General features: G+C 38.7%; 5 protein-coding genes. 2 read left to right on the top strand and 3 right to left on the bottom strand.

Translation table 11 applies throughout. From position 1 onward, the window contains the following. Positions 1-124 precede the first annotated feature (124 nt). Positions 125-901: an adenosylcobinamide amidohydrolase gene (locus tag QZ334_RS06255; RefSeq protein WP_295232866.1), complete on the top strand. Its 777-nt coding sequence runs from the start codon at positions 125-127 to the stop codon at positions 899-901. 156 nt (positions 902-1,057) lie between these two features. Here the strand turns inward: QZ334_RS06255 and QZ334_RS06250 are convergent, their stop codons facing one another. The 3 genes from QZ334_RS06250 to QZ334_RS06240 form a co-directional block, all read right to left on the bottom strand. Further along, positions 1,058-2,035, bottom strand: a complete 978-nt coding sequence (locus QZ334_RS06250; protein ID WP_295232863.1) for an asparaginase — start codon at positions 2,033-2,035, stop codon at positions 1,058-1,060. 89 nt (positions 2,036-2,124) lie between these two features. Beyond that, the gene (gene nadE, locus QZ334_RS06245; protein ID WP_295232860.1) at positions 2,125-2,892 is read right to left on the bottom strand and encodes an NAD(+) synthase; all 768 of its coding nucleotides are present in this window, start codon (positions 2,890-2,892) and stop codon (positions 2,125-2,127) included. An 8-nt stretch (positions 2,893-2,900) separates the two neighbouring features. Further along, entirely contained in the window at positions 2,901-4,352 is a 1,452-nt protein-coding gene (locus QZ334_RS06240; RefSeq protein WP_156719842.1) for a nicotinate phosphoribosyltransferase, read from the bottom strand. 325 nt (positions 4,353-4,677) lie between these two features. Here QZ334_RS06240 and QZ334_RS06235 point away from each other — a divergent pair, with 325 nt between their 5' ends. Further along, the gene (locus tag QZ334_RS06235; protein ID WP_295232869.1) at positions 4,678-6,126 is read left to right on the top strand and encodes an aminoacyl-histidine dipeptidase; all 1,449 of its coding nucleotides are present in this window, start codon (positions 4,678-4,680) and stop codon (positions 6,124-6,126) included. The last annotated feature ends 236 nt before the right edge of the window (positions 6,127-6,362 follow it).

Genomic DNA, 6,362 nt, shown 5'->3' with positions numbered 1-6,362 from the left:
CATCTATTAATATGGTCATCATAAACATATATGCTATAATTTAATAAATATATTTTACACGATATAGTAAAGTTATTATATCGTTATATTACATATATAACAATCTAAATCTAGGGAGACTTATATGTTCAACAATCCATATGAAGCACCACAAGAGCTTGCAACAGGAGGTCATGTAACGAAAGAATTAAATTCCGTTACAGTACACTTTGACGACATCCATTATGCCTTATCTAGTGGTCAACTCAATGGTGGGTATCACCATACGTTAGCCGTACGAAATCAACAATTAACTTATCAGATTGAAACAGAAAAAGATTTACCTGGTGGATCTGTAGCAAATTATTTAGCCCAAGAATTCGAGCATATCGATACACCTGTTCATTTTAGTACAGCACTGCTCACCTCTGCTACAATGAACCTTCACGCATACGCCAAGGTCGAGGAACACGATACGATTGTGGAGACCATCGTTACTGCAGGCTATGAAAAAACAGCCCATCGTGCAGGAACAGGCTATTGCTACGAAGAGCGAGATGGTAGTTTTATAGTACCTGGTACCATTAATATTCTTGTCTTTACAAACAAGGCATTAACAGATAGTGCCATGGTGAAAGCCATCATGACAATTACGGAGGCTAAAACCGCAGCCCTCCAAGATTGGGGTGTTGAAAGTGTACGCCTCTATCCATTTATCAACGAAGATATTCCTGATGCCATCACAAAAGAACGCAAGACTTCTGCTACAGGAACATCCACAGATGGCATCATTCTCACCATAGATACAAATGGTGATGTGTTAACGGACGCCGGCTCCTTCTCCCTATTTGGAGACACATTGGCTAAAGCGGTTTATGTAGGTATACAACGAGCCTTAGAAAATGCTATTGGCGCCGAATAAAAAATACGCATTCTAGGCGAAATAAAAAACCGCACATCCTAAGCGATCGTGATGTGCGGTTCATTGCATATAAAACTGTTACACATAGTATAATACTTGAAAATGAATATCAAATTAAGATTTGAGAGTTTTTCTCAAATCTTTTTTATTTTCTAATCAATATTCATAGAAAAACTGTTGTAACTTTTTAAGATTTTTAGTTTTTGTAAGCCCCAGCATCAATAAAATGCGAGCTTTTTGTGGACTCAATGTATCACTTACGAGATAGCCTGCTAGTGCATCCTGTGGTACAGCAGATACCATGCCACTCCCTGTACGAGAGGCACGTACAGTTGGGAATGCTGTATTTTGTGTTATTTGACGTACATTTTGAGGAATTGTACCATGACCCAATCCAGTCAAGATGAGTCCATCAGGATTAGTGGCAACTACACTCATTGGCACCATGTCATCCATACCACCATAGCAAGTCAAAATGACTACACGAGGCAATTCCTTAAAGCCATGTACAGCAAAGATGGATTCTTTCGTATGACGACGAGTAGAGGCTTTATAATAATGAGCTACACCATCCTGGACGATACCAAGATGCCCTACTAATGGACTGTCAAAGGTAGCCACATTAGTTGTATTCCGTTTGGACACATCACGCGCCCCATCAACATAGCCATTTAGAACAACAAGCACACCTTTACCTACAGATGCAGGTGTTCTTGCCACTTGAATCGCTTGTAATAAATTAATAGGACCATCTGCACTAATTGCCCCAGCAGGTCTCATCGAGCCAGTAATAACGATGGGTTTATCTGTATGAACAGTAAGATTAAGAAAATAAGCTGTCTCCTCCATGCTATCTGTTCCATGAGTAATAACAACACCGCCTATAGCCTCTTGATTTACTAATTCTTGTACTAACTTAGATAAATCCAACCAATGCTGGACAGTAATATCGGAACTTTCAATATTACTAAACTGAGTATATGTATATGGACCATATGGTTCTGTGCCTGGTACGGAGTCTAAAATTTCATCGAGGCCTAGTACACCTGCAGTATAGCCCGTCAAATCTGTATCGGATGCGCCTTGTCCAGCAATTGTACCGCCCGTACCAATCAACGCAATTTTTGTCTCCATATTACCTCCATCATAAAATACATAAGAAATAGTAAATCTTTTGTTAATCAACATTAGCATGAATTAGACTAGCTAAAACAAGTCCTCTCTCAACATTGTGGGTGAAAGGACGGTATCAATTCTAATTTATGCTTATTAATACGATTTAAATAATCAATACGTTCTTTCGTTTCAGGATTTTCTATCTCTCCAGTTCTAATATATCGATCTAATACAGCATAGGTAAATCCTAATTTATCCTCATCAGATAGACCGCTGAGTCCATCACTAGGCGTCTTATCTACAAGATATTTTGGAATATCAAGTAGGCGACCTATTTGGCGCACCTCTTCTACGACAAGATTGGCAAGAGGACTAAAATCCCCAGCACTATCGCCATATTTTGTAGAATACCCTACATAATCTTCAGATTCATTACATGTATTAGCTACGCGTGCCCCATTTGGCAAATTTTGCCCTACTGCATATAGCGTTGTCATGCGAAGACGCGGTGGTGTATTAATTCCTGCATCCTTGGATATATCAGTTCTACCAGTAACTGCTTTATAACCTTCACCTTGAATGATAGCGTTCGTCAAAGCTTCATAGGCAGTTCCAATATTCACTATGATATGTGGAATCCCCAAATGTGCTACTACAGCCTTGGCATCATCGATATCAGACTGAATTCCATTCGGCATAAGAACACCTACTACGCGTTCTGCCCCAAGCGCTTCTTTACATAAAGCAGCTACAATTGTGGAATCCTTACCACCTGAAATACCTACTACGGCGCTACAGCTAGGTCCATTTTGACTAAAGTAATCTCGAATCCATTGAACGAGAGCCTCTTTTGTTACTTCTGGATTGTCTAACATAAGCCCTCCTATTTCTTCCGGAAAATACGATTTAATAAATCCATTTTCATTTGATAGTATCCTGGACTCATATCAAGGTAATGACGATGTGGATTTTCAAAGCGCTGTTCTTCTAACCAAATTTCGCGGTCTAGTTGGTCTTTAACGTATTGACGAAGCTCTTCTAGTGTCGGCAATTTTACGATAAGCTTGCCATCTTTAATAATGAGTTGTTTCATCTCTTTAAAGGTGCAATTTTCAAAGTACAATTCACGCCATGGTTGTTCTGGATCGATATAACGATATGGTTCTGTCGTATCTGGTACCTCTTCTAACAATGTTAATAAATCTGCAATGGCACGCCCTTTATCATTGTATACGCGATACACCTTTTTAAAACCTGGGTTCGTAATCTTTTCAACAGATTCAGAAATCTTGATGCGAGGCTCCCACACACCATTCTTTTCAACACCAGCAATCTTGTATACGGCGCCAAATACAGGATCGCTCTTAGAGGTAATCAGTCTTTCACCTACACCAAAGATATCAATAGGACCACCCTGTCCCAATAAAGAGGTTATTGTATATTCATCAAGACTATTGGAAGCCATAATTTTGCAATCTTCTAAGCCTGCCTTGTCAAGCATACGACGAGCTTTTTTAGCTAAGTAAGCAAGGTCACCAGAATCAAGGCGTATACCTTTTAATCGTTTTCCCATAGGTTCTAATACCTCTTTAGCTACTTTAATAGCATTAGGAACCCCAGAGTTTAATACATCATAGGTATCAACAAGGAATACAGCTCCATCCGGATACACTTCAGCGTAAGCTTTGAAAGCTTCGTATTCAGAGTCATGATACATAACCCAACTATGAGCCATGGTACCACTCACAGGAATACCAAATTGTTGGCCTGCTAAAACAGTCGCCGTAGACTGTACCCCACCAATGTAGGCTGCTCTCGCACCATATACAGCGGCATCCACATTATGAGCTCGACGAGCTCCAAAGTCGGCTACTACACGCCCATCCGCAGCACGAACGATGCGATTAGCCTTTGTAGCGATAAGGGACTGATGGTTCATCATAGTTAGCACTGCAGTTTCTACGATTTGTGCATCTATGAGAGGGGCTACGATGGTTATAACTGGTTCGTTTGGATAAATAATAGAACCTTCTGGGAACGCATATACATCACCAGTAAAGGAAAAATCTTTAAGATAGTTTAGAAATTCCTCACTAAAGATCCCTTGATTCCGTAAAAAATCGATATCACTTTCATCAAAGTGTAGATTTAAAATGTACTCAACGATTTGTTCAAGACCACCAAAAATGGCAAAGCCACCCTTATCTGGATTGCGTCTAAAGAACACATCAAAAGCGACGCGATCCGTATTTTCATGTTGTGTAAAATAGCCGTGTGCCATGGTCATCTCATAAAAATCCATGAGCATACTAATATTGCGACTGTCGTGTTGCATCGGTTCACCAACCTTCTAAAATCTAATGGAGTTAATCAATCGTTAATCGTATATCCTCATTATACATTATTATTCCTATATAGCCAGTACATACATATATTACAGATTTCATTAACTATCCTAATAATCATTCTTATGATATAACTATATATATACTAACTATTTATATATTCCATATATATGTCATAGATGTCGGTGAAAGTTATCACTGGAATGAACTCTTTTATTAGTATTACAAATTCAGATACTAATAAAAACACTAAGTATTCCGTATAATCAATCAACATATATATCTATTATTTACATGAGAATGAAAGGAACCATTATGGAATCAATCGTTCAAGCAAAACGCGTATTAGAAATATTTAAAGAAATGAGCCAAATTCCTCGTGAATCAGGAAACGAAAAAGGCATCAGCGATTATATCGTAAACTTCGCTGAAAATTTGGGGCTTGAGGTTCATCAAGACGATCAATTTAATGTAGTCATCAAAAAGCCAGCATCTCCAGGTTATGAAAACCGACCTTCTATCATCTTACAAGGTCATATAGACATGGTGTGTGTTCGTGATCACGACTCTAACCATGACTTCACTAAAGACCCAATTGCCAATATCATCGAAGGCGAATGGATGCATGCAGACCACACTACACTAGGTGCGGATAACGGCATGGGTGGTGCGATGATGCTTGCCATCCTCGAAGATGATAGTCAACAACATGGACCTATGCAATTATTGTTCACCACAAATGAAGAAACTGGCATGGATGGCGCTTTCGCCATTAAAGAAGGCCAAGTAAGTGGCGATTACTTACTCAACCTCGATACAGAGGTAGAGCACGACTTCACTGTTAGCTGTGCTGGCGGTTGCCATGTTCACGTAAATATTCCATTATTGCGCGAAAACAACCAACCTGGTTATGATGCAGGCTTATCTTTTACCGTAACAGGCCTTAAAGGTGGTCACTCAGGTATTGAAATCAATGAACAACGGGCTAATGCTAACCAAGTGTTAACACGTGTACTCTATGATATTCAACAACAATATCCTGTATGCTTAGCATCCTTTGAAGGTGGCGTAAAACATAATGCCATTCCTTCTAAAGCAGTTGCTGTATTATCCGTACGCGCTGAAGATGTAGCGGCCATTAAGACATTAATCGCCTACCAAGAAAAGCAATATCTCCATGAATATGGTATCCAAGATCCAGGTCTTACATTTGTTGTAGAAGATGTCGCTACTCCTGATGTAGTCTATGCAGATGACACAACAGAAGCTCTTATTACTTACATCTATCTTGCACAAGATGGTGTTCATTCTGTAAGCAAATCTATCCCAAATCTTGTAGAAACTTCTAACAACATCGCTATCGTACGCGAAAACGAACATACTATTGAAATACTCATTTCCATCCGTAGCTCCAATAGCAACAGTCTTGAATTCTTGGCTAAGAAAATGATGTTACTTGCGAAAACACTAGGTGTATCTGCAGAGCGTACTGGTGGTTATCCTGCATGGGAATACGATAAAGGCTCCAAACTTGAAGAACAAGCTATTTCCTTACATAATGAAATGTTTGATACACCAGCTAATGTAAACGCTATTCATGCAGGTCTTGAATGCGGCTTGTTGAAAGGCGTATTACCAAATACCCAAATGATTAGCTTTGGACCTACTATCGTAAGTCCACATACACCAATGGAACGCGTTCATTTACCATCCGTTGAAAACGTATATGTATACCTCAAAGCATTGTTAGCTAAGTTACAATAAAGTTACAATAAACATACAATATTAAATAATGACTATATACTTTATATATAATTTGGTATACTAAAAGTAATCTAATTAGAGATTTATATAACGAATTCTCTTCCCCCCCTCCTATGAGGGCTTCAGTCAACTCTTCCCGACTGAACCTTCTATAGGAGGGATTTTTTTATGTTTTTCAAAAAATATAAAATTAATATATATTCAAACAAGAGTATTCATTCATATATGAAGAAATT

The organism is Veillonella sp. (assembly GCF_019414865.1).
Classification (GTDB): domain Bacteria; phylum Bacillota; class Negativicutes; order Veillonellales; family Veillonellaceae; genus Veillonella.
This window is presented reverse-complemented; position numbering and strand designations above follow the sequence as displayed.